Origin of the sequence: Streptomyces sp. NBC_01261, from assembly GCF_036226385.1 — a bacterium.
Lineage (GTDB): Bacteria > Actinomycetota > Actinomycetes > Streptomycetales > Streptomycetaceae > Streptomyces.
The window spans coordinates 1,953,981-1,973,595 of record NZ_CP108463.1; the positions used below are offsets into that span (position 1 = coordinate 1,953,981).

Sequence of the window (19,615 nt, forward strand, 5' to 3'; positions counted from 1 at the left end):
ACCTGCCTCCCACCTGCGAGTACACGCCCCCACTCCCCGTCACTCACCCGAACGGCCCCCTGCACTGGAGGGCCCGGCCCCCCGGTGGTGCGCTGGGGACACACCTGTCACTCCCCCGGAGGCCCCGCCATGCACCGTCGCCCGCCCTCCCGAACCGCCCGCCCGGCCCGTGTCCTCGCCTCGGCTCTCGCGACAGGCGCCCTGCTGACCTGCGCGGCCTGCTCCGGCGGAGGCGGCAGCAACGGCGGCAGTGCGGGCCACGACAGCGCCTCCGACGTGGCCGCCTCACCCCTCGCCGCCGAGTCCCCGCTCGCCTCACCCCGTACCGGGATGTCCGCCTCGCCCCGCGCCGAGAAGTCCGCGGCCCCTGTCCTCACCCCGGCCGGAGCCAAGGCCGCGCTCATCACCGAGGCCGATCTCGAAGACAACTGGACGCAGGTCAAGGGCGCCGCCGGCTGGGGCGACAAGCTGGTCATCGGGAAGGTCGACGTCGCCGACTTCCTCACCGCGAGGACGAACGCCGCCGACTGCCAGAAACTGCTCGACGCGCTCTACGACGACACCCTCCTCGGCAAGCCGACCGGCGCGTCCGCGCTGACCGGGTTCGAGGAGAGCAGCTCCCGGCTGCTGTACCAGGTCGCCGCCTACGACCGGGCCAAGCTCGGCGCCTCACTGAACTGGCTGAAGACGCTGCCGGTGAAGTGCGACCAGTTCACCGCGACCGACTCCAAGGGCGGCCACCGGACGGTCCAGGTCATCGAGGACCCGGTGTCCTCCGTGGGCGATGCCCGCCAGGGTCTCCAGGTCACCGTCACGGGCACGAGCGGCAACGAACCCACCACGCTCACGCTGCAGTTGGCCGTCGTCCGGGTCGGCACCGACGCGATCACCGTCACCTCCGGCGGCCTCGACGGCATCGAGAGCGATACGACCAAGGCGGCCGTACAGGACGGCACTTCGCACCTGAAGGACGTCCTGGCCGGCCGGACCCCTCCCGCCCAACCCGACAACCTGGACTGACAGTTAACCGATTCCGCCGCTCCCGGAGGACATGCGCCGGAACATTCGTCCCGAGCGTCGCGAACCCTTGGGCCGAGTGATCACCTGACGGCACAATGGAGTTGACCAGTCAGACCGGCGACAAGGAGCCACGACGTGAGTGACAGCGACGCCCCGGCAGAGGGACCTACCCGGCTCAACACCGGTGTGGCGCACAACGCCCGCGTGTGGAACTACTGGATCGGCGGCAAGGACAACTACGAGATCGACCAGCAGGTCGGCGAGCACGTCGCCGGATTGTTCCCGGTGATCCGTGAAGTGGCGCGCGCCGACCGGGACTTCCTCGGCCGCGCGGTGCGCTTCCTCGCCACCGAGCGCGGGGTACGGCAGTTCCTCGACATCGGCACCGGACTGCCGACGGTCGACAACACCCACGAGATCGCCCAGCGCGTCGCCCCGGACGCACGCATCGTCTACGTCGACAACGACCCGCTGGTGCTGATCCACGCCCGCACCCTGCTCACCAGCACGCCCGAGGGCGTCACCGACTACATCGACGCGGACGTGCACGACCCGGCGTCGATCGTCCAACGGGCCGCCGGCACGCTGGACTTCGAGCGTCCCGTCGCGGTGATGATGCTCGGCATCCTCAACTTCATCCTCGACACCGAGGACGCCCGGAACGTCGTACGCAAGGTCATGGCCGCGGTCCCCTCGGGCAGTTTCCTGGTCCTCACGCACCCCACCTTCGACGCCGACCTCGGCGGCGAGGGCAACGTCCCGGCCATGGAGTTCTGGAACGAGAACGCCACTCCCCCGATCACCGCCCGCAGTCGCGAGGACGTCGCCGCCTTCTTCGAGGGGCTCGACCTCCTCGACCCGGGCCTGGTGCCGTGCTCGCGGTGGCGTCCGGACTCCGACTCCCCGGCCGTGGTACCGCAGTTCGGGGCGGTGGCCGTGAAACCCTGACGGTGACGCCGACCGTGCGGGACGCGACCGTGGAGGACGTATGACCACCCTTGCCGACCCCCTGCCCGGCGGCCGCCCCGGCGAGGTAGAGCGTGCCACCGCGCTGGCCGCGGAGCTGACCGGGCGGGGGGTGCACGGGATCGTCCTGGCCTACGTCGACACCGCGGGCGTGGGCCGGGTGAAAACGGTCCCGACCGCGAAACTCGCCTCGGCGGCGGCCTGGGGCGTCGGCATGTCCCCGGTCTTCGACACGTTCCTCGCGAACGACTCCATCGTCACCACCGACGTCCTCGGCTCCCCGGACGGCGATCTGCGCCTCTACCCCGACCTCGACCACCTGGCCATCCTGTCGGGCCAGCCCGGTTGGGCCTGGGCCCCGGTCGACCGCGTCACCCAGGAGGGCGAGCGGCACCCCGGGTGCAGCCGAACCTTCCTGCGCCGCAGGGTCGCCCACGCGCGGCGGGAGCAGGGGCTCACCTTCCGGGCGGGCATCGAGATCGAGTGGGCACTCGGCCTGGCCACGGCACCCGACGGCGCGTTCGTCCCCGCCACGACAGGTCCGGCGTACAGCGCGACCCGGCAGGTCGAACTGAGCGACTACGGCGCCGAGTTGCTGTCGGCCCTGGCGACCCAGGGTGTCGACGTGGACCAGTTCCACCCCGAGTACGCGGCCGGGCAGTTCGAGCTGTCGATCGGTGCGCTCGACCCGGTCGCGGCGGCCGACCGCAGCGTCCTCGTACGGCAGACGATCCGCGCGGTGTCCCAACGGCACGGCCTGCGCGCCTCGTTCACGCCGTCCGTCCTCGCGCGGGGCGTCGGCAACGGCGGCCACATCCACCTCTCCGTCTGGCGCGAGAGCGCCAACCTGCACACCGGGGGCGACCGTCGCTACGGCATGACGGCCGACGCCGAGTCCTTCGCGGCCGGCGTCCTCACCCACCTCCCGGCCCTCACCGCCGTGACCGCACCGAGCCCGGCCAGCTACTTCCGCCTCCAACCCTCCCAGTGGGCAGGGGTGTTCACCGCCTGGGGCCGTGAGACCCGCGAGGCGGCGGTACGCGTCGTCACCGGCACGGCGGGCCAACGCGCCCAGGCGGCGAACCTGGAGGTCAAGCCGGTCGACCTGGCCGCCAACCCTTATCTCGCCCTCGGCTGCCTGATCGCCGCCGGCCTCGACGGCCTGACGTCATCCACCGCCCTGCCCGAGGAGACCACCGGAGACCCCGCGCACCTGGGCGCTTCGGAGGCCGAGACCCGGGGCGTACGACGGCTGCCGACCTCCCTCGCCGAGTCCGTCGCGGAGTTCCGCAAGGACGCGCAGCTACGGGCCGCGCTTGGACCGGTCCTCGCCGACGCGGTGCTCGCCGTACGAGAGGGCGAGATCGCGGCCGTGGCGGAGCTGGACGACGAGCAAGTGGCTGCCGTGTACCGCTGGAAGTACTGACGATGGCCACTGGACCGGTCCACGAGGCACTCGCCGCGCTGGAGTTGGTGGACCAGCACTGCCACGGAGTCGTCACCGAGGAGCTGGACCGGGCGGCCTTCGAGTCGCTGCTCACCGAGGGCGACGTCTGGCCCGGCAGCGGGATCTCGCCCTTCGACAGCCCGGTCGGGATCGCCGTACGCCGTTACTGCGCACCGGTGTTGGACCTGGAGCGGCACGCGCCCGCCGACGAATACCTGGCCCGGCGTGCCGAGTTGGGCTCGGACGAGGTCAACCGGCGCTTCCTCGCCGCCGCGGGCACCGGCGTCTTCTGCGTCGACACGGGGTTCGCGCCGCACCGCGTCACCTCGCCCACCGAACTCGCGGAGGCGGCGGGCGCCGTAGCGCATGAGGTCGTACGACTCGAAGCCGTCGCGGAGTCCGTCGCCGCGCGGGGCGTCGAACCGGACGGGTACGCCGACGCGTTCCGGGCCGCCGCGCTGGACGCGGTGCGACGGCCGGGGGTGGTGGCGGTGAAGTCGGTGGCCGCGTACCGGACGGGATTCGATCTCGACCCGGCCAGGCCGTCGGAGGCGGAGGTGACCGCGGCGGCCCGCGTCTGGCTGGACCGTGGCGGGCGGCTCGAAGACCCGGTCCTGGTACGGCAGTTGCTGTGGACCGCGGTCGACCTGGGGCTTCCGCTCCAGCTCCACACGGGGTTCGGCGACAACGACATCCGGCTGCACCGCACGGACCCCGCCCTGCTCACGGACTGGCTGCACCTGACCGCCGGGACGATCCCAGTGCTGCTTCTGCACTGCTGGCCGTATCAGCGTCAGGCCGGCTACCTGTCGGCCGTCTTCGAACAGGTGTACCTGGACGTGGGGCTCACCCTGCACCATGTTGGACCGGTCCGGGCGCGGGCGGTGCTGGCGGAGGCGATGGAGATCACACCGTTCCGCAAACTTTTGTACAGCTCTGACGCCTATGGTCTTGCGGAGTTCCATGGGCTCGGAGCACTGGCGTTCCGCCGGGGTCTTGGGGATCTGCTCCAGGACCGGGTGGACGCCGACGAACTGGGCCTGCCCGACGCGCTGCGACTGGCACGCTGGGCGGGGGCCGACAACGCCCGCCGGGTCTACCGGCTATCCGACGGACACTGAAAGTATGATCAAGCAATGTCTGACATGACCGATACCACGCCCGGTTGGCTGTCCGCCGACGACCTCGAACAGGCACGCGCCCGCATGCCGATCCTCTACGTCGAAGCGGTGCCCGTCCGCGTCGACGACAACGGGGAGGTGACCAGCATCGGCCTGCTGCTGCGCATCGGCCCCGACGGCACCGTCAACCGCACCCTCGTCTCCGGCCGCGTGTTGCATCACGAGCGGGTCCGCGACGCCCTCCTGCGGAACCTGGAGAAGGACCTCGGCCCGGTCGCGCTGCCCCGGATCCCGGCCTCGCTGCAGCCGTTCACCGTCGCCGAGTACTTCCCGACGCACGGCGTCACGCCGTACCACGACCCCCGCCAGCACGCGGTGTCCCTCGCCTACGTCGTGCCGGTCACCGGTGACTGCCGGCCCCGGCAGGACGCTCTCGACCTCGTCTGGTTCAGCCCGGAGGAAGCCGCCTCGGAGGCGCTGCGGAGCGAAATGCCGGGCGGCCACGGGGTGTTGCTCAAGCAGGCGCTGGCGCACGTGGGTTGTGTGTCCTGATGGGGGCGCTCAGCCCGTGAACCTCCTTCCGTGAGGCCCGCGAGGACGCGGCGCTGGAGGACGAGGCAGACGAGGACGAGCGGCAGGCTGGTCAGCACCACGTGGGCGAACACCAGGTTCCAGCTGACACCGTGCGTGGACGAGGAGGCGAAGGAGTACAACGTCAGTGGCAGCGTGGCCGCTTGGGAGCCGCGCAGCAGGAACAGGGCGAAGCAGAAGTCGTTCCGGACCGAGATGATCAGCATGACCGCGCCGGTGAAGAGCACCGGGGTGAGCACGGGCAGCACGACGGCGGCGAGGAAGATCACCATACCGAGCCGGGTGCCGGCGATCACCAGCAGGTAGCCGAGACGCGATCCGTTGAGGCCGAGCTGGGTAGGGTCGTAGATCGTCGGGATGATCGCCGGGACGGCCAGCAGCGCGCTGTTGCGCTGGCCCGTGAGGTACGAGCCCTTGTCCATCACGGTGTGGTAATTCGCCCCGGCGCTCACGTGTTCGGGCCAGCTCATCGGCAGGACGCTCGCATCACCCTCCGTCTTGAGGGAGTTGACGATCAGCAGCCAGAACGGGACGTGGATCCAGGAGATCGCGAAGAGGGTCGGGCACGCGTACCGGACAACTCCCCTGGCCTTCGACTACGGCGACGCCACGGTGGCCAAGTACATGGCGGACGCCGGGAGTTACGACCGGATCACCTACGAAGCGACGAACTCCCGGTATGCGAAGGGCGCGGCGGAGATCGTCACCGCGCGGCTCGTGGAGTTGCTGCGGGAACCCTGATCCCCGGCGACGCGGCCCCGGCTCGGAACCGGAGCCCACGCCGTCTCAATCGGCCCTCGCCGTAGGTCAGTTCTTGCCCTTGGTGACGACCCACTTGCCGCCCACCCAGTTCCCGGCCGTCTCGTAACCGGAGCGGAAGGAGCCGAGCCGGTCGAGCTTCAGGGTGGCCTCGGCGGTGGACTTGACCGGGGTGTAGCTGCTCGCGTCGGTGGTCGGGCCGCCGGTGGTGTTCTTGGCGTAGTACGGGAAGGGGTAGACCGGGCGGGAGGCGGTGGTGTTGCCGGTGCTGTCGACCGACCTTGTCGTCAGGCTTGTTGGGGCGTCGTCCTTGGTGACCCAGTCGGTGATCGCGGTCAGTGCGTCGAAGGTGTCCGGGCCCTGGCCGCCGCCGCAGTGTGCGACGCCGGGGAGCAGGAAGAGGCGGGCGAAGGTCTTGGTGGGTGTCTCGCCGCCCATGACCTTCTCAACTGCCTTGTAGTAGGCCATCGTTCCTACGGCGGGGATGTGCTGGTCGCCGAGGCCGTGCCAGAGGATCAGTTTGCCGCCGGCCTTCTTGAAGGCGGTGAGGTCGGGGTCGGTGGCGTCGTACATGCCCTCGCCCAGCCGCATGACCTTCTTGTAGGAGACGGCCGTGAACTTGATGTCCTTGTACGTCAGTGTCGGCTGCGGGCTGTCGAAGATCTGGTAGCGCAGGGTCTCGCGGACGAAGCTGATGTCGCCGCTGGCGCCGGTGGCGGTGGCCGGGGTGATGATGCCGGCCCAGTTCAGCTCGGAGCCGCGCAACTGGTAGCCGGGGTAGAGGAGTTGGCCGTGTTCGTCGGTGGGTCCGGCGTAGATGCGGCGCAGGGTGGTGACCTGGTCGGCGGTCAGGCAGTACACGTCGGACGTCGAGGTCTGGCCTGTCCCGCACTGGATGGTGCCGGGGTCCCAGGTGCAGCTCAGCGGGTCGGCGATGATGCCGTCGGCTGGGGCGCCGCAGCCCTTGAGGACTGCCTTGTGGAGGTCCGCGAGGTCGGCGTTGGTGATCGTCGCCGGGCCGCCGTTCAGGTACACGGACTGGGCGGTCCAGGCGTGCGAAAAGGTGTTCAGCGCGGTGAAGTTGTTGGCCGGGGCGCCGGCGATGATGCCGTCGAAGTCGGTCGGGTAGCGCTGGGCCTCGGTGAGGGCCTGGTGGCCGCCCTGGGAGCAGCCGTCGAAGTAGGAGTGGGTGGCCGCCTGGCCGTAGTACCGCTTGATGACGGCCTTGGCCGCCTGGACCAGTTCGTGGTCGGACTTGTAACCGAAGTCGGCGCGCAGGGTCGGGTCGGTGGAGAAGAGGCCGCCGCCCTGGTAGTGACCCTCGTCGCTGGAGGCGACGGCGAACGCGCCGGTGGTCAGCGGGACGCAGCCGGTCGAGGCGGGGGCGCTGGTGACGCTGGTGTTGCCGCAGAGGCCGCCGCAGCCCACCTGGAGGTAGTTGGCCTGCCAGCCGGTCTCGGGGAGTTTGATCTCGAAGTGGAGTTGCGGGGCGATGACGCCCTTGACGTCACAAGCGGCCCAGTTTCCCAGGGTGTTGGCGCTCGCTGCGAGTTCGGTCGCCGAGGTGATCTCGAAGGGAACGCCGGGGACAGCGGCGGCCAGGTCGAGTTGGGCGACGGAGGAGCATGGGACGGCTGGTGCGATGCCCGAAGTCGTGGTGTTCGCCGAAACAGCCTTCGCCGAGGCCGAGTTCGCGGACTGCGTGCTCCCGGTCGTGCCCGTCGTACCGGTCGCGCCGTTGGCCAGCGCCACGCTCGCGCCGGTCACCAGCGCGACGGCCGCGGCGAGGGTGGCCAGGAAAGTGGTCGCATTCCACCGACGCCATCTCAACAGCTTGGGCATGCCGGGCACTCCGTTCGATCGCCGGATCGGGGGCGTGTACGGCGAGGAACGTAGCCCTTCAGCGATTCGTGAGCAATAGCGTCGACTCTATTGTTAACACTTTGGTCGAAGGTTTGGCACGACGTCGCTGACCAGGCCCGGAGCCGACGCTCACCACAACGTTGGCTTTCTTTCTGCGCAACTCATTGATTGTACCGACCGTTAGGTCTAATTTATCGGCTCTCTGGACCTTCGCTCCGCTCGCTTACGGAAGGCCGCCGATGTCCCAGACCCAGCTCGTTCCCCCGCCGGCAGACGAAAGACCGCCCTCTGCCACACGCAATGCCCTCGTCATCATCGCCCTCGTGTGGACCGTCCAACTGGTCGCGCTCATCGCCGCGTTGTCCGGCATCGCGCAGGCCGACGTCGCGATCCACTTCAGGACCACCCAGATCGCGTGGTTCACCCTGATGACCCTGCTGACCGGGACGTTCTTCCTGCCGTTCGTGGTCAAAGCCGCGGCCATCTTCGGCAAGAAGCGCGTCCTGCTCGTCGCCATCGGACTCGGCTTCGTGGGCGACCTCGTCGCCGCCGTCGCCACCGACTACCGCACCCTGCTGGTCGGCCGCGGCATCGCCGGCATCTACGCTGCCAGCGCGCCGCTCGCCTACGCCATCACCCGCGACGTGTTCCCCCGTAAGTGGGTCGGAGTCGCCAGCGGAATCCTGGCCGGCGGTGTCGGACTCGTCGCGTTCGGCGGGCCGTTCCTGTCCGGCTGGCTGCTGGACGACTACGGCTTCCGCGGCGTCCTGTGGTTCATGGCCATCAGCACCGCCGTCAGCTTCGCCCTGGTGGCGGCCTTCGTGCCGGAGAGCCCGATCCGTGCGGCGGCCAGCCGGATGGACTGGGTCGGCGGAATCCTCCTCGGCGGCGGGGTCACGGCGATCGTGTACGCCGTCGGCCAGGGCACGGACTGGGGCTGGGGCAGCGCCAAGTTCATCGGCTACGTCGTAGGTGCGGCGATCGTGCTGATCGTCTTCGTCTTCGTGGAGCGCCGAGTCGCCGAACCCCTGTTCCCGCTCTCCATGACCCGGCGTCGGCCGGTGTGGACGGTCCTGCTGGCCACGTCCATCGCGGCGGGCTCGCTCAGCGCCGTCGGCGTGGTGATCCAGCTCCTGATCCTGATGCCGAGCATCCCCACCATCTCCGCGGGTCTGGGCTGGTCCGGAACCCACAACGCCATCGTCACCAGCCCGATCAGCGCCATGATCATCGCGGGGGCCGTCGGCACCGGTCTCATCTCCCGCCGGGTGGACGCCCGCATCCTCCTCGGCACCGGCGCCGCGCTCGCGGTCCTCGGCTACGGCATCGGCACCCATCTGCACCACAGCGCCCCGCAGATCATCGAAATGGGCGTGATCGCGGGGCTGGGCACGGGCATCGTGATGGCGATCGTGCCCATCATGATCATCGAGGTGGTCACCCCCGAGGAACAGGCACTCGCCAACGGCGTCCAGACCCTCGGCCAGGGCGTCGCCCAGATCGTCGTCTCCCAGCTGGCCTTCGTCGTGATGGCGCAGCACGGGGCGGTCCTCAAGGGCACCCAGTTCTACCTCGACGCCGGCTTCACCAACGGGCTCTGGCTGGTGGTCGGTTGCGTCGCCGTGGGCGCGGTGCTCGTCGCTCTGATCCCCAAGAGCAAGCGCCTCGACGAGGTGGAGGTCGGGCAGGCCGTCGCCTGACACCACCGGCACAACCGCTGACATGCGGAAGGCCGTTCTCCCGGTGACGGGCGAACGGCCTTCGGCGTACGGCCGTTTCAGTCGTTCCGCACGTACTCCGCCGCCGCGTCCAGCACCCAGTCCGTCAGATACCCGGCGAAGGACGAGCGGACCAACACCCAGAATCCGGCCGCGGGTTCGTCGCGTGCGACCAGGACGACCTGCGCGCGGGCCAGCGTGGTCTGGGCGCAGCGTCCGGGGCCGAAGGCACGCGGGTGCAGGTCCAACGGGCAGCCGTGGGCGAGCAGTTCACGGGCGCGGGCGCCGGAGACGAGGAGGGTGGTGCGCTGGGCGGAGACATCGGTGACGGCGATGTGTTCGTCACCGGCCGCCACCCGGATCCGACTCTCCACGTCCCGTTGGGCGTCCGGCGGCCCGACCACCAGCCACTCGTCCGGACCGAGCCACAGCACGGTCAACTCCCCCGCCCGCACCACCGTGTTGGGCTCAAGGGGCAGAGACAGACCGAGCGCGAGTCCTACGGCGTCCGCCGCCGCGCCCTTCGCGTCGAGCCGGAGGTTCACCTGGGCCAGGAAGGGCAGTTCGGCCAGCCGGACCGTACCGCCGGAGGAACGGGTCGTGGCCGCCAGTCGGCCGGCGGCGCCCGCGAGGGGGCTGCGGCGCGGGACGGAAAGGGCGGTGTCAGCCATCGCGGCGGGCTCCCTCGGGGTCGTAGAGGACGGGGCTTGCGACGGTGACCGGGATCAACTGGTCGCCCACGGGGGCGTAGAGGCGTTCGCCGATGCGGTCGCGGCCGCCCTTGACGAGAGCCAGGGCGAAGGTGCGGCCCAGGGCCGCGCTGCGATAGCTGGAGGTGACGTGGCCGAGCATCGGGACGGGCGGGGCCGGGAGCACGCTGTCCGTGATCAGTTGGGTGCCCTCGGGGAGGAACACGGCGGGGTCCTCGGGGAGGAGGCCGACGAGGTGTTTACGGTCGGGGCGGACGGCGTCGGCGCGGGCGAAGGAACGCTTGCCGACGAAGTCGGGCTTCTTCTTCGAGACCGCCCAACTCATGCCGAGATCCTGCGGAGTTACCGTGCCGTCGGTGTCCTGGCCGATGATCGGGTAGCCCTTCTCGGCACGCAGGACGTGCATGGTCTCGGTGCCGTACGGGGTGATGCCGAAGGGGGCACCGGCCTCGTACAGCGCCTCCCACAGGGCGAGGGCCTCCCACGGTGACACGTTGATCTCGTAGGCGAGTTCACCGGAGAAACTGATCCGGCACACCCTGGCCTCGATGCCGGCGACGGTCGTGTCCCGCCAGGCCATGAACGGGAAGTCGTCGTTGCCTACCGCGAGTTGAGGCGCGAGTGAGCCGAGCACCTCGCGGGAGCGGGGGCCGACCAGGGCGACGGTGGCCCACTGTTCGGTCACCGAGGCGCAGTGCACGCGGAGTTCGGGCCACTCGGTCTGGTGCCACTCCTCCATCCAGTCCAGTACGGCGGCGGCGTTGCCCGTGGTCGTGGTGACCAGGTAGCGGTCCGGTGCGAGGCGGATGGCCGTGCCGTCGTCGAAGACCATGCCGTCCGGGCGGCACATGACGCCGTAACGGATCATGCCGACCTTCAGGTTGCTCATCATGTTGGTGTAGAGCCGGTCGAGGAAGACGGGCGCGTCCGGGCCCTGTACGTCGATCTTGCCGAGGGTGGAGCCGTCCATGAAGGCGACACCCTCGCGGGCCGCCGCGCACTCGCGCAGGACGGCGGTCCCCATGTCCTCGCCGTCGCGCGGGTAGTACCAAGGCCGCTTCCACTGGCCGACGTTCTCGAACAACGCGCCTTGCATGACGTGCCAGTCGTGCAGGGCGGTCGTACGGATCGGGTCGTGCAGCGCGCCCCGGTCGCGGCCGGCGAGGGTGGCGAAGGAGACGGGCGTGTAGGGCGGACGGAATGTTGTCGTGCCGAGCAACGACACGTCCACACCTAGGAGTTCGGCCACCACCCCGCTGGCCAGGACCCCTGAGGTCTTGCCCTGGTCGTTGGCCGTGCCGGCCGTCGTGTAGCGCTTGGTGTGTTCGACCGAGTTGAGGCCGGCGGTGGTGGCTCGGGTCAAGTCGGCGACGGTGACGTCTCGTTGGAGGTCTACGAAGCGGGGGGCTTCGGTGGGGCCGGGGACGACGAAGACCTGCATGGCGGGGGTGTGGGGTTCTGTGGTCGCCTGGGGCAGGGAAGGCCTTTCGGCTGTGTAGCCCTCTGCCTCTATCGCTCGGGTGCCCGCGGCTGCGCCCTGCGACAGGACTCCGGCCAGATCGAGTTCGCCGTTCGCGCTGCCCGCGACCTCCACCAGCTGGCGGCAGGTGTCGGGGACGAAGGTGCCGAGGGTGTCGTCGTAGCGGAGTTTGCCGCCTGCCTGGCTGAAGAGGTGGGCGACCGGGTTCCAGCCGCCGGAGACCAGGAGGAGGTCTGTGGTGAACCGCCTTGGCCTGTCTGTGGTTTCGCCGTACGGGGCGACCGTCACTGCGGTCAGGCGTGGGGCGCCCTCGGTGCCTACGACCGCGTGTCCGAGCAGTACCTCGATGCCGGCCTCTCGGGCTCGACTTGCCCACTCCTCCGGCCCGGACGGACGGGTGTCCACGATCGCCTCGACCTTCACGCCTGCCGACGCCAGGTCCAACGCGGCTGCGTACGCGCTGTCGTTGGTGGTGAAGACGACGGCACTGCGGCCAGGGAGGACACCGTGGCGGTTGACGTACGCGCGGGCCGAGGCGGCGAGCATGACCCCGGGGCGGTCGTTGTCCGGGAAGGCGAGGGAGCGTTCGTGGGCGCCGGTCGCCAGGACCACTCGGCGGGCTCGGATGCGCCAGACGCGTTCTCGGGAGACGTGGGTGGGGGCTGCTGCGCCCAGGTGGTTGGTGCGGCGTTCCACGGCCAGCAGGTGGTTGTCGTCGTAGTGGCCGAAGACGGTGGTGCGGCGGAGGACGCGGACCTCGGCGGCGGTGGTGAGGGTTTCGCTCAACTCGGCTACCCAGTCGAGGTGTTGGGCTGTGTCCAGGAGGCTGCCGCCCAGTTCGGGGCGGTCGTCGGCGAGGATGACGCGGGCTCCGGTGCGGGCGGCGGCCGCGGCGGCTGCGAGGCCGGCTGGGCCTGCGCCTACGACGAGCAGGTCGCAGTGGGCGTGGACCGCGTCGTAGCGGGCGGGGTCCGGTTCTGTGGCGAGGCGGCCCTGGCCGGGGAGGCTGGTCGCTACCAGGCCGTCGTACAACTCGACCGTTGTCGCGGGGAGCATCGGCTCGGGGAAGGGGGCCTCGATCTGGATGACGGCGTTGGGTTCTTCCACTCCGGCGGTGAAAATGCCTCGGGGGCGGCCGAGTTTGATGCTGGTGCCGGTTTGGATGATGCCGTTGGCGAGGAGGGCGGAGGCGAGGGTGTCGCCTTTGCAGCCCTGGTATTCGGTGCCGTCGAAGGTGAAGGTGAGGGGGGTGTCCCGGTGGATTCGGCCGCGGGTGGGGTGGCGGAACGGACGGCCCGCGGCAGAGCCGCTGACGGATGCAGCACCCCCGCCGCCCCTACCCGTCCCATCATCCAGGGGCTCTGCCCCTTCGACCCCGTTCCCAGGGGGCTCCGCCCCCCGGACCCCCGTCGGCCCCGAAAGGGCCTCGTCCTCAGACGCCGGACGGGCTGGGATTGCGGGCCCACGCTGAAGAGTGGACGCCGGACGGGCTTCACTCAGCGTCGGCCGCTCCTCCCCCGCCCGGTACACCTCCAGAATCTCGTTCGTCGCCGTGTCACGTACCGCGTTGAACCACTTGCGGCACCCCGCCGCGTGGTTCCACCGTTCCGCGAAGGGGCCCTTGGGGTTGTCGCGGAAGAACAGGTAGCGGGCCCACTCCTCGTCGGTCAGGTCGGCCGGGGTCTCCGGATAGGCGACGTGGGCCTGGCCGCCGTAGTGGTACTCGGCTTCGTCGCGGGGCCCGCACCAGGGGCAGGGGATCAGCAGCATGGTTGGGCTCCCTAGTGGGCCACCGCGGCGGCGCCGTGCTCGTCGACGAGCGCGCCGGTGGTGAAACGGTCGAGCGAGAAGGGGGCGTTGAGGTGGTGAGGGGTGTCGTGGGCGATGGTGTGGGCGTAGACCCAGCCGACGCCCGGGGTGGCCTTGAAACCGCCGGTTCCCCAGCCGCAGTTGAGGTACAGGTTGTCCACCGGAGTCAGGCCCACGATCGGTGAGGCGTCCGGGGTGACGTCCACGATGCCGCCCCAGGTGCGCAGTACATGCGCGCGGGCGAAGACCGGGAAGAGTTCCAGGGCCGCCGCCATCTGTTCCTCGATGATGTGGAACGCGCCGCGCTGGGTGTAGGAGTTGTACGAGTCGATGCCCGCGCCCATCACCAACTCGCCCTTGTGCGCCTGACTTACGTACACGTGGACCGCGTTGGACATGACCACCGTGGGGTGGACCGGTTCCAGCAGCTCCGACACCAGTGCTTGCAACGGGTGGCTCTGGAGGGGGAGTTGGATGCCCGCCATGGCCGCCAGGACCGACGTGTGGCCTGCCGAGCAGAGTGCGACCTTGCCCGCCGATATCGGGCCGAGTGTGGTCTGTACGCCCACCACCCTGCCGTCGACCATGTCCAGGCCCGTCACCTCGCAGTTCTGGATGAGGTCGATGCCTGCCGCGTCGGCGGAGCGGGCCAGGCCCCACGCCACGTGGTCGTGTTTGGCGATGCCGGCACGAGGTTGGTAGGTGCCGCCCATCACCGGATAGCGCACGTCCGGTGAGGTGTTGACGATCGGGCAGACCTCCTTGACCTGCCGTTCGTCGAGCCATTCCGCGTCCACGCCGTTGAGGCGGTTCGCCTCTACGCGGCGCACGCTGTCGCGGACGTCCTGGAGGCTGTGGGCGAGGTTGAGGACTCCGCGCTGGGAGAAGAGGATCGGGTAGTCCAGCTCCTCCTCCAGGCCCTCCCAGAGTTTGAGCGCGTGTTCGTAGATGCCCGCGCTCTCGTCCCAGAGGTAGTTGGAGCGGATGATCGTGGTGTTGCGGGCCATGTTGCCGCCCGCCAGCCACCCCTTCTCCAGGACCGCGACGTTGGTGATGCCGTGGTTCTTCGCCAAGTAGTGGGCGGTGGCCAGGCCGTGGCCGCCCCCACCGACGATGACTACGTCGTACGAGCGTTTCGGCTCCGGTGTGCGCCAGAGCCGGTCGGGGTGTTCGGGGAGGTCTGCGCCCGGGGTGCGGGGGGTCATCGGGGGGCGTCCTCCTCGGACAGGTGCGGGTAGAGCGGGTGTTTCGCCGCCAGTGCCTCCGTGCGGGCGCGCAAGTCACCGATATCCGGGGCCGGTTGGAGGGCCAGCGCGATCACGTCGGAGACCTCGGCGAAGTCCTCCTCCATGAAGCCGCGTGTGGCCAGCGCCGGTGTGCCGATGCGCAGGCCCGACGTGACCATGGGCGGGCGTGGGTCGAAAGGCACGGCGTTGCGGTTGACGGTGATGCCGATCTCGTGGAGGAGGTCTTCCGCCTGCCTGCCGTCCAACTCCGAGTCGCGCAGGTCCACCAGGACCAGGTGCACGTCCGTGCCCCCGGTCAGGACCTTCACGCCGGTCGCGGCCACATCGGCCCGGGTGAGGCGCTCCGCGAGGATGCGGGAGCCGGCCAGTGTGCGGGACTGGCGTTCCGCGAACTCCGGGGACGCCGCGACCTTGAACGACACCGCCTTCGCGGCGATGACGTGCTCCAGCGGGCCGCCCTGCAGGCCGGGAAACACCGCCGAGTTGATCTTCTTGGCGAGGTCGGCCTCGTTGGTGAGGATGACTCCGCCGCGCGGGCCACCGAGGGTCTTGTGTGTCGTCGTCGTGGTCACGTGTGCGTGCGGGACCGGGTTCGGGTGGAGCCCGGCGGCTACCAGGCCCGCAAAGTGCGCCATGTCGACCATCAGCAGGGCGCCCACCTCGTCGGCGATCCGCCGGAACTCCGCGAAGTCCAACTGCCGTGGATACGCCGACCATCCCGCGATGATCATCTTGGGGCCGTGTTCCTTGGCGAGGCGTTCCACCTCGTCCATGTCGACCAGGTTGTCGGTCTCGGAGACGTGGTAGGGCACCACGTTCAGCATCTTGCCGCTGTAGTTGAGGCGCATTCCGTGGGTGAGGTGGCCGCCGTGGGCGAGATCGAGGCCGAGGATCGTGTCGCCGGGTTTCAACAGGGCGAAGAACACCGCCGTGTTGGCCTGTGCTCCGGAGTGCGGCTGGACGTTCGCGAAGCCCGCGCCGAAGAGGGACTTGACCCGCTCGATCGCCAACCGCTCGGTGACGTCGACGTGTTCGCAGCCGCCGTAGTAGCGGCGGCCGGGGTAGCCCTCCGCGTACTTGTTGGTGAGGACCGAGCCCTGCGCCTCCAGCACCGCGGCGGGCGCGAAGTTCTCGGAGGCGATCATCTCCAACGTGGACTGCTGGCGGTGCAGTTCGGCGCGGAGCGCGGCGTGGACCTCGGGATCCAGTTCCGACAAGGGGGTGTTCAGCGCGTTCATGGAGAGTTCGCGTCCTTCCGGCTAGCCGCGGAGGCGGGACATCGTCGGGTCGAACAACGGCTCCTCGGCGACGACCGCCTCGACGCGCTCGTCGAAGTAACCGATGTGCAACGTGGTGCCGGGGGTGGCGAGTTCGGACGGCAGCCAGGCGTACGCGATGCCCTTGCCGATCGTGTAGCCGTAGGCGGCGCTGGTGACGTAGCCGACGGCGCGCTCGCCGTCGTAGACCGGTTCCTTGCCCATGACGACGGAGTGCGGGTCGTCGATGGTGAGGCAGGTCAACTGCCTTTGTACGTCGGTCTTTCGGCGTTCCAGTGCCGCCTTGCCGATGAAGTCGCCCTTGTCGAGTTTGACGGCGAAGCCGACGCCGGCCTCGTAGGGGTCGTGCTCATAGGTCATGTCGGTGCCGAAGGAGCGGTAACCCTTCTCCAGGCGGAGGCTGTTGAAGGCCCCGCGGCCCGCGATGACACCGCCGAGGGGCCTCGCCGCCTGCCACAGGATGTCCCAGAGCTTCTGGCCCTGATCGGCGGTCGTGTACAGCTCCCAGCCGAGTTCGCCGACGTAGGACAGGCGCATGGCGGTGACCGGGACCGTTCCAATGTAGGCATTTTTGGCGCGGAAGTATTTGAGGCCCTCGTTCGTGAAGTCCTCGTCCGTCAGGGGCTGGAGGACCTTGCGGGCCAGTGGGCCCCACAGACCGATGCAGCAGGTGCCGGGGGTGATGTCGCGGACCTGGACCGTTCCATCGGCCGGGAGCCGGCGGGTGAACCAGTCGAGGTCGAGGTTGCCGTTGGCGCCGACCTGGAAGCGGTCGCGGGCCAGGCGGGCGACGGTGATGTCGCTGCGGATGCCGCCGTCCTCGTCCAGCAGGAGGGTGTACGTCACCGAGCCGACCGACTTGGCGACCTTGCCGGTGACCAGGCCCTCCAGCAGGTCGGCGGCGCCGGGGCCGGTGACCTCCAGGCGTTTGAGGGCCGTCATGTCGTACATCGCGACGGTCTCGCGGGTGGCCTGTGCCTCGGCGCCGACGATGGGCGACCAGTACTGGGCCGCCCAGTCGTTCGGGGTGGGGATCGAACGGCCGTCCAGCAGGGCCGAGTTGGCCTCGTACCACTGCGGGCGCTCCCAGCCGTTCGCCTCCAGGAAGACCGCGCCGTGTTCCTGCTGGCGGGTGTGGAAAGGGCTGGTGCGGATCGGGCGCGGCTTACCGGACGGCTGGAGGGGGTGGAGGATGTCGTAGACCTCGACGAAGTTCTGGCAGTCGCGGGCCAGGACGTATTCCGGGGCGAGTTGGTGCTGTTCGAAGCGGTTGACGTCGCACTCGTGGAGGTCGAAGGACGAGCAGTAGCCGTCGACCAGCCACTCGGCCATCGCGCGGCCGACGCCCGCCGAGTGCGTGACCCAGACCGCCTCGGCGACCCAGAAGCCCTTGACCTCCGAACTCTCCCCGAGGAGCGGGAAGTTGTCGGTGGTGAAGGAGAAGAGGCCGTTGATGCCCTCCTCGACCTTCGCGTCCTTCGTCGCGGGGAGCAGGGACTGCGTCTCCGTCCAGGCGGGCGCGAAGTCGTCCTCGGTGAACGTGAGGACGGAGGGCATGTCGTCGGCCTCGCCGACCGAGAGGATGTCGTCGGCGGAGATGGGCATCGGGCGGTGGCCGTAGTAGCCGATGCCGATGGCGTCGTAGCGGTCGCGGTAGTAGAGGTCGGCGTCCTGGTGGCGCAGGATCGGGCGGACGGCCTCCTCGGTCTGGCCGGCGAGGGCGGATACTGGACCGGTCCAGGCGAGCTGGTGGCCCAGCGGGGTCAGCGGGAGGTTCATGCCGACCATGCGGGCGATCCTCGGCCCCCAGATGCCGGCGCAGCAGACGACGATGTCGGCGGGGATCTCGCCCTGGTCGGTGAGCACACCGGTGACACGGCCGTCGGCCTGCTGGACGTCCAGGACCTCGTGGCGGGCGAGGAAGGTCACGCCGCGCTCGGTGGCCCGGCGGATCTGGGCCTCGACGGCGAGGACGGCTTTCGCGAGGCCGTCGGTGGGGACCAGGAGGCCGCCGAGGACTCGGTCCGGGTTCACCAGCGGGTGGTGCTCGACGCACTCCTCGGGGGTGAGCAGGCGGGCCTCGATGCCCCAGGCGGTGATCCAGCCGTGGCGGCGGTGGAGTTCGGCGACGCGCTCGGGGGTGGTGGCGACTTCGAGGCCGCCGACCTGGAGGAAGCAGGGCTTGCCGTCGACGTCGAGGGAGCAGAACTTCTCGACCGTGTAGCGGGCCAACTCGGTCATGGTCTTGGAGGAGTTGGTCTGGAAGACCAGCCCCGGGGCGTGCGAGGACGAGCCGCCGGTGGCGGGCAGCGGGCCCTGGTCGACCACGGTCACTTCGGTCCAGCCTCGCGCGGAGATCTCGTCCGCGAGCGCCGCCCCCACGACACCCGCTCCGATGATGACCACTCGGGGTCCCGCCATCGCCGCACCTCCGGCTAGAAAGCAATCCGGTTGCTGTCTGCGCAACATGCTTCAGGTTGCGCAACTCAATGTGCCCGGCGCGAGGAGCGGGTGTCAAGGGGTCCCATGACGTCGGACGACACCCTTGTCACCGGCCTGAACACGGCAATGCCCGACGGGCGGTACGCACCTGCGCGCACCGCCCACCGGGCATGGTCAACCGGGTTCGTCCGCCGCCTACTTGAGCCAGGCGTCGACCTTGGCCTGGTTGGCGTCGATCCACTTCTTCGCCGCGGCGTCGTCGGACAGCTTGTCCTGCGCTATGTACTTGGCCACGGTGTTCTGGTCGTCGTTCGTCCAGTTGAAGTTCTTCACCAGGTTGTAGGCGGGGCTGCCCGACTTGGCGAACTTCGCGCTGACGATCTTGTCGAGGTCGTAGACCGGATAGTCGCAGGCGATCTTCGCCGCGTCCGCGTCACAACCCGTCGTGTACGTGGGCAGCGACACCTTCTTGAGCGCGACCTCGGAGAGGAACCACTGCGGCTCGTAGAAGTAGCCGATGACCCACTGCTTGTTCTTCTCGGCGGTGCGGAAGGCCTGGATGAGCGCGGTCTCGCTGCCCGCGTACACCACCTTGAAGTCGAGCTTCAGGTTCTTCACCAGGGCCGCGTCGTTGGTGACGTACGACGGGTCGCCATCGAGGAGTTGGCCCTTGCCACCCGACTCGGAGGTCTTGAACTCGGACGCGTACTTGTCGAGGTTCTTGTAGTTGAGGATGTCCGGGTGGGCCTTCGCCAGCCACGGCGGCACATACCAGCCGATGATGCCCTTGTTGCCGGTCTGGCCGGCCTCGACGGCGGTCTTCTGGCCGGCGATGTACTTCTTCTTGAGGTCGTCGTGGCCCCAGTTCTCCAGGACGGCGTCGACCTCGCCGGTGCCGAAGCCCTGCCAGGCGATCTCTTCCTTGAGGTCCTTCTTCTCGACCGTACAGCCGAGTTGGTGCTGCGCGACGTACGCGACGACCGCCGCGTCCGCCTCGTAGCCCACCCACGGGTTGACCGCGAGGTTGAAGGTGCCGCACTTGCCCGAGCTGCTGCTCGATCCCGAGGAGGTGTCGCCGACCTTCGCCCCGCCGCACGCGGTGAGGGTGAGGCCGAGGACGGCCAGGCCGGCCGCGCCGGTTCGCCAGTGTCTTGCCATGGTGTCG

Annotated in this window: 14 protein-coding genes; 7 read left to right on the plus strand and 7 right to left on the minus strand. The window is 69.5% G+C overall.

Going from position 1 to position 19,615, the window contains the following annotated elements; genetic code table 11:
- Positions 1-129: 129 nt before the first annotated feature.
- The 6 genes from OG226_RS08580 to OG226_RS08605 all read left to right on the plus strand — a co-directional run bounded on the left by OG226_RS08580 (position 130) and on the right by OG226_RS08605 (position 5,886).
- Positions 130-1,020 (plus strand): hypothetical protein, encoded by an 891-nt coding sequence (locus OG226_RS08580; protein WP_329348475.1) that lies wholly within the window; start codon positions 130-132, stop codon positions 1,018-1,020.
- Between the two features lie 135 nt (positions 1,021-1,155).
- The gene (locus OG226_RS08585; protein ID WP_329348477.1) at positions 1,156-1,968 is read left to right on the plus strand and encodes an SAM-dependent methyltransferase; all 813 of its coding nucleotides are present in this window, start codon (positions 1,156-1,158) and stop codon (positions 1,966-1,968) included.
- 40 nt (positions 1,969-2,008) lie between these two features.
- The gene (locus OG226_RS08590) at positions 2,009-3,412 is read left to right on the plus strand and encodes a glutamine synthetase family protein (protein WP_329348479.1); all 1,404 of its coding nucleotides are present in this window, start codon (positions 2,009-2,011) and stop codon (positions 3,410-3,412) included.
- Positions 3,413-3,414: 2 nt separating this feature from the next.
- On the plus strand, positions 3,415-4,554 hold the full coding sequence (locus OG226_RS08595; RefSeq protein WP_329348480.1) for an amidohydrolase family protein: 1,140 nt from the start codon (positions 3,415-3,417) through the stop codon (positions 4,552-4,554).
- A gap of 15 nt (positions 4,555-4,569) precedes the next feature.
- Positions 4,570-5,106 (plus strand): NUDIX hydrolase family protein, encoded by a 537-nt coding sequence (locus OG226_RS08600; RefSeq protein ID WP_328676127.1) that lies wholly within the window; start codon positions 4,570-4,572, stop codon positions 5,104-5,106.
- Positions 5,107-5,652: 546 nt separating this feature from the next.
- The gene (locus tag OG226_RS08605) at positions 5,653-5,886 is read left to right on the plus strand and encodes a hypothetical protein (protein WP_329348481.1); all 234 of its coding nucleotides are present in this window, start codon (positions 5,653-5,655) and stop codon (positions 5,884-5,886) included.
- A 66-nt stretch (positions 5,887-5,952) separates the two neighbouring features.
- Here OG226_RS08605 and OG226_RS08610 read toward each other — a convergent pair whose 3' ends face one another.
- Positions 5,953-7,746: a tannase/feruloyl esterase family alpha/beta hydrolase gene (locus OG226_RS08610; RefSeq protein ID WP_329348482.1), complete on the minus strand. Its 1,794-nt coding sequence runs from the start codon at positions 7,744-7,746 to the stop codon at positions 5,953-5,955.
- Positions 7,747-8,006: 260 nt separating this feature from the next.
- Here OG226_RS08610 and OG226_RS08615 point away from each other — a divergent pair, with 260 nt between their 5' ends.
- Positions 8,007-9,467 carry an MFS transporter gene (locus OG226_RS08615; protein WP_329348484.1) on the plus strand — a complete coding sequence of 487 codons (1,461 nt, stop codon included), beginning with the start codon at positions 8,007-8,009 and terminating at the stop codon, positions 9,465-9,467.
- Between the two features lie 77 nt (positions 9,468-9,544).
- Here the strand turns inward: OG226_RS08615 and OG226_RS08620 are convergent, their stop codons facing one another.
- The 6 genes from OG226_RS08620 to OG226_RS08645 form a co-directional block, all read right to left on the minus strand.
- A complete protein-coding gene (locus tag OG226_RS08620; RefSeq protein ID WP_329348485.1) occupies positions 9,545-10,156 on the minus strand; it encodes a sarcosine oxidase subunit gamma in 612 nt (203 codons plus the stop codon).
- Positions 10,149-13,445: a sarcosine oxidase subunit delta family protein gene (locus OG226_RS08625; protein ID WP_329348487.1), complete on the minus strand. Its 3,297-nt coding sequence runs from the start codon at positions 13,443-13,445 to the stop codon at positions 10,149-10,151. Before OG226_RS08625 ends, OG226_RS08620 begins: the two co-directional genes overlap by 8 nt.
- An 11-nt stretch (positions 13,446-13,456) precedes the next feature.
- Positions 13,457-14,689, minus strand: a complete 1,233-nt coding sequence (locus OG226_RS08630) for a sarcosine oxidase subunit beta family protein (RefSeq protein ID WP_328676132.1) — start codon at positions 14,687-14,689, stop codon at positions 13,457-13,459.
- The gene (glyA, locus tag OG226_RS08635) at positions 14,686-15,969 is read right to left on the minus strand and encodes a serine hydroxymethyltransferase (protein WP_329348489.1); all 1,284 of its coding nucleotides are present in this window, start codon (positions 15,967-15,969) and stop codon (positions 14,686-14,688) included. Before glyA ends, OG226_RS08630 begins: the two co-directional genes overlap by 4 nt.
- Positions 15,970-15,990: 21 nt before the next feature.
- Positions 15,991-18,429, minus strand: a complete 2,439-nt coding sequence (locus OG226_RS08640; RefSeq protein WP_329348490.1) for a GcvT family protein — start codon at positions 18,427-18,429, stop codon at positions 15,991-15,993.
- A gap of 216 nt (positions 18,430-18,645) precedes the next feature.
- Complete coding sequence (locus OG226_RS08645; protein ID WP_328676135.1) at positions 18,646-19,608, minus strand: ABC transporter substrate-binding protein; 963 nt, start codon at positions 19,606-19,608, stop codon at positions 18,646-18,648.
- Positions 19,609-19,615 lie beyond the last annotated feature (7 nt).

Coding starts and splice junctions, on each gene's coding strand:
- OG226_RS08580 (WP_329348475.1), top strand. CDS start 130: ATGCACCGTCGCCCGCCCTCCCGAACCGCCCGCCCGGCCCGTGTCCTC.
- OG226_RS08590 (WP_329348479.1), top strand. CDS start 2,009: ATGACCACCCTTGCCGACCCCCTGCCCGGCGGCCGCCCCGGCGAGGTA.
- OG226_RS08595 (WP_329348480.1), top strand. CDS start 3,415: ATGGCCACTGGACCGGTCCACGAGGCACTCGCCGCGCTGGAGTTGGTG.
- OG226_RS08600 (WP_328676127.1), top strand. CDS start 4,570: ATGTCTGACATGACCGATACCACGCCCGGTTGGCTGTCCGCCGACGAC.
- OG226_RS08610 (WP_329348482.1), bottom strand. CDS start 7,746: ATGCCCAAGCTGTTGAGATGGCGTCGGTGGAATGCGACCACTTTCCTG.
- OG226_RS08615 (WP_329348484.1), top strand. CDS start 8,007: ATGTCCCAGACCCAGCTCGTTCCCCCGCCGGCAGACGAAAGACCGCCC.
- OG226_RS08620 (WP_329348485.1), bottom strand. CDS start 10,156: ATGGCTGACACCGCCCTTTCCGTCCCGCGCCGCAGCCCCCTCGCGGGC.
- OG226_RS08625 (WP_329348487.1), bottom strand. CDS start 13,445: ATGCTGCTGATCCCCTGCCCCTGGTGCGGGCCCCGCGACGAAGCCGAG.
- OG226_RS08630 (WP_328676132.1), bottom strand. CDS start 14,689: ATGACCCCCCGCACCCCGGGCGCAGACCTCCCCGAACACCCCGACCGG.
- glyA (WP_329348489.1), bottom strand. CDS start 15,969: ATGAACGCGCTGAACACCCCCTTGTCGGAACTGGATCCCGAGGTCCAC.
- OG226_RS08640 (WP_329348490.1), bottom strand. CDS start 18,429: ATGGCGGGACCCCGAGTGGTCATCATCGGAGCGGGTGTCGTGGGGGCG.
- OG226_RS08645 (WP_328676135.1), bottom strand. CDS start 19,608: ATGGCAAGACACTGGCGAACCGGCGCGGCCGGCCTGGCCGTCCTCGGC.